Source organism: Mycobacterium sp. NGS62 (assembly GCF_059812285.1).
Genome location: NZ_JCALCK010000038.1, coordinates 1 through 3,445, shown reverse-complemented (window position 1 = coordinate 3,445; position 3,445 = coordinate 1). Strand labels below are relative to the sequence as shown.

Genomic DNA, 3,445 nt, shown 5'->3' with positions numbered 1-3,445 from the left:
CAGATTGGTTGGAACCGATCATTTGCGGTCGGCTGTCGTAATGCCACTCGGCCCGTCAAAGTGGAGTCACGCGGAATCGAACCCCGATCTGAGCCTTGCAAAGGCCTTTCGTCACGTCCAGAACCATCGCCGCGGCCGCCCAGCGTCGACGTGCAACCACGGCCGTAATTCCGTGGAGCCTAGGCTGTGTGAGTTCATGACATAGGTGACAGATGAGTCGCGTCATAGGTGTTCGCGGGCATTCAGGGTGAGCACGTGGGGGTAGGGGTCCGGCGCTGACGATGAGCAGCGTGTCGGTTTGTTGTATCCCGGTTTGTTGTCCTCGGTGCCGGGGCGGCACGGTGATCAGGTCATTGGTAGGCGACGGCCCTCCCGTCGTCTCTTGCCGGAGTGCTACGGGAGGGCCGCCTGTGTGCGCTTGGAGGCGCAGTGGTCACCGTAGAAGCAGATATCGATCAAGTCGAGGGCAGGCTGGCGTCCGGTGAGTTGAGCTGCCCGTGCTGCGGCGGTGTGCTGGCGGGCTGGGGGCGGGCTCGAGCGCGGCTGTTGCGCGGCCCGGATGGACCGGTGGAGCTGTGTCCGCGTCGGTCGCGATGCACCGGTTGCGGGGTGACGCATGTGTTGTTGCCGGTGACTGCGTTGTTGCGCCGGGCCGACACCGCGGCGGTGATCGTGTCGGCGCTGGCGGCGAAGGCCACGCGCCGGGTCGGGTTCCGCCGCATCGCCGCGGGTTTGGCTCGCCCGGCCGAGACGGTGCGGGGCTGGCTGCGCCGGTTTGCCGAGCGTGTCGAGGCGGTGCGCTCGGTGTTCACCGTGTGGCTGCGGGGAATCGATTCTGACCCGGTGATGCCGGATGCGGCCGGTGGGGTGTTCGCCGATGCGGTAATGGCGATCGGTGCGCTGGCGGCGGCGATCGGGCGCCGGTTCGTGCTGTCTGGGGTGTCGCTGGCCGAGACGGCCGTGGCGGTGTCGGGTGGGCGATTGTTGGCGCCGGGCTGGCCCGGCGAGTGGGTGCAACACGAGTCGACCCTGCCGTAGCGGTCGATTGGGCCGTAAATCTGTGCGCTGTCGTGTGTTTGACGGACAGCAAACGGAAAGGAGCGGCCGGTGGTGGTCGGCGATGATGAGGAGAAGGTGCGGGCCGATCGGGCCCGGGCGATCGGGTTGTTTCGGTATCAGTTGATTCGGGAGGCCGCCGATGCGGCGCTCTCTACCAAGCAGCGGGGGAAGATGGTGCGCGAGCTGGCCTCGCGCGAGCACATCGACCCGTTCGGGCGCAAGGTGCGGATCTCGCGGCAGACCATTGACCGGTGGATCCGGGACTGGCGGGCTGGCGGGTTCGATGCGCTGGTGCCCAGCCCGCGCCAATGCACCCCGCGCACCCCGGCCGAGGTGCTGGAGCTGGCGGTGGCGCTGCGGCGGGAGAACCCGGATCGCACCGCCGCGGCCATTCAGCGGATCTTACGAACTCAACTGGGGTGGGCGCCGGATGAACGCACTCTGCAGCGCAACTTCCACCGGCTCGGGCTTACCGGGGCCACCGCCGGGTCGGCGCCGGTGTTCGGCCGGTTCGAGGCCGAGCGCCCGAACGACCTGTGGACTGGAGATGCGTTGCACGGCATACGGATCCAGGCCCGCAAGACGTATCTTTTCGCGTTTCTGGACGATCATTCCCGGCTGTTGCCCGGCTACCGTTGGGGTTATGCCGAGGACACGGTGCGGCTGGCTGCCGCGCTGCGCCCGGCGCTGGCCTCCCGCGGCGTGCCGAAAGCGATCTACGTCGACCGCGGGTCGGCGTTCGTCGATGCATGGTTGTTGCGTGCGTGTGCCAAACTCGGTGTGCGCCTTATTCATTCCGCACCAGGCCGGCCCGAAGGACGGGGCAAGATAGAGAGATTTTTCAGGACGGTGCGTGAGCAGTTCCTAGTCGAGATCACCGGCGAACCCGGCGTCGTCGGCCGCCACCACGTCACCGACCTCGCCGAGTTGAATCGGATGTTCGCGGCCTGGGTGGAAACCGTCTATCACCGCACGGTGCATTCCGAAACCGGGCAGACCCCGCTGGCCCGCTGGTCAGCTAGTGGCCCAGTCGCGCTGCCCGCCCCGCAGACGCTCACCGAGGCGTTCCTGTGGGAGGAACACCGCCGCGTGACCAAGACCGCCACCGTCTCGCTGCACGGCAACCGCTACGAAATCGACCCCGCCTTGGTGGGACGGAAGGTGGAGTTGGTGTTCGACCCGTTCGATTTGACCCGCATCGAGGTGCGGCTGGCCGGCGCCCCGATGGGGCTGGCGGTCCCGCATCACATCGGACGGCACTCGCACCCGAAAGCCAAACCCGAAACCCCCACCACACCACCGAAACCCAGCGGTATCGACTACGCGCAGCTGATCGAGACCGCGCACGCCGCCGAGCTCGCTCGCGGCGTCAACTACGCCGCCCTCACCGGGGCTGCCGATCAGATCCCCGGGCAGCTCGACCTACTCACCGGCCAGGAGGCCCAACCGAAATGATGGACAAACTGATCTCCTACTACGGCTTCTCCCGGATGCCGTTCGGCCGCGATCTAGCCCCTGGCATGCTGCACCGGCATGCCGCCCACAACGAGGCAGTCGCCCGCATCGGCTGGTGTGTCGCCGACCGCCGCATCGGCGTCATCACCGGCGAGGTCGGCGCCGGCAAGACCGTCGCCGTGCGCGCCGCACTGGCAGCCCTGGATCGCAGCCGCCACGCCGTGATCTACCTGCCCGACCCCACCGTCGGGGTGCGCGGCATCCACCACCGCATCGTCGCCTCACTGGGCGGGCAACCCCTGACCCACCACGCCACCCTGGCTCCCCAAGCCGCCGACGCGCTGGCCGCCGAACAAGCCGAGCGCGGACGCACCCCCGTCGTGGTCGTCGAGGAAGCTCACCTGCTCGGCTATGACCAGTTGGAGGCGCTGCGGCTCTTGACAAATCACGACCTCGACTCCTCCAGCCCGTTCGCCTGCCTACTCGTCGGCCAACCCACCCTGCGACGGCGAATGAAACTTGGCGTGCTCGCTGCGCTCGACCAACGCATCGCGCTGCGCTACACGATGGCGCCCATGACCGACACCGAGACCGGCAGCTACCTACGCCACCACCTGAAGCTGGCCGGTCGCGACGATGCCCTGTTCTCCGACGACGCCGTCGGCCTGATCCACCAGACCAGCCGCGGCTACCCCCGCGCGGTCAACAACCTCGCGCTCCAAGCCCTCGTCGCCGCGTTCGCCGCCGACAAAGCCATCGTCGACGAATCCTCCACCCGCACAGCCATCGCCGAAGTCACGGCAGACTGAACACCACCCCGACACCCCAAACACCACCGACCCCGCCGGACATCTGCCGGCGGGGTCATTTCATGCCCACACATCCTCACCGTCAACGCCGCCATCGTGCTCACCTTGAGTGCCGGTTAACA

Annotated in this window: 3 protein-coding genes; all 3 read left to right on the top strand. The window is 67.7% G+C overall.

From position 1 onward, the window contains the following. Positions 1-429 precede the first annotated feature (429 nt). The 3 genes from AC5Y49_RS24470 (at position 430) to AC5Y49_RS24460 (ending at position 3,323) form a co-directional block, all read left to right on the top strand. On the top strand, positions 430-1,038 hold the full coding sequence (locus AC5Y49_RS24470) for a hypothetical protein (RefSeq protein ID WP_499891966.1): 609 nt from the start codon (positions 430-432) through the stop codon (positions 1,036-1,038). Between the two features lie 69 nt (positions 1,039-1,107). Next, positions 1,108-2,514 carry a transposase gene (locus AC5Y49_RS24465; RefSeq protein ID WP_499891965.1) on the top strand — a complete coding sequence of 469 codons (1,407 nt, stop codon included), beginning with the start codon at positions 1,108-1,110 and terminating at the stop codon, positions 2,512-2,514. After that, the gene (locus AC5Y49_RS24460; protein WP_499891964.1) at positions 2,511-3,323 is read left to right on the top strand and encodes an ExeA family protein; all 813 of its coding nucleotides are present in this window, start codon (positions 2,511-2,513) and stop codon (positions 3,321-3,323) included. The genes AC5Y49_RS24465 and AC5Y49_RS24460 overlap by 4 nt, the downstream gene beginning before the upstream one ends. Positions 3,324-3,445: the final 122 nt, after the last annotated feature.

Bases quoted from the DNA above. Each gene is read 5' to 3' on its own strand.
- AC5Y49_RS24460 (WP_499891964.1), top strand. From the start codon at position 2,511: ATGATGGACAAACTGATCTCCTACTACGGCTTCTCCCGGATGCCGTTC.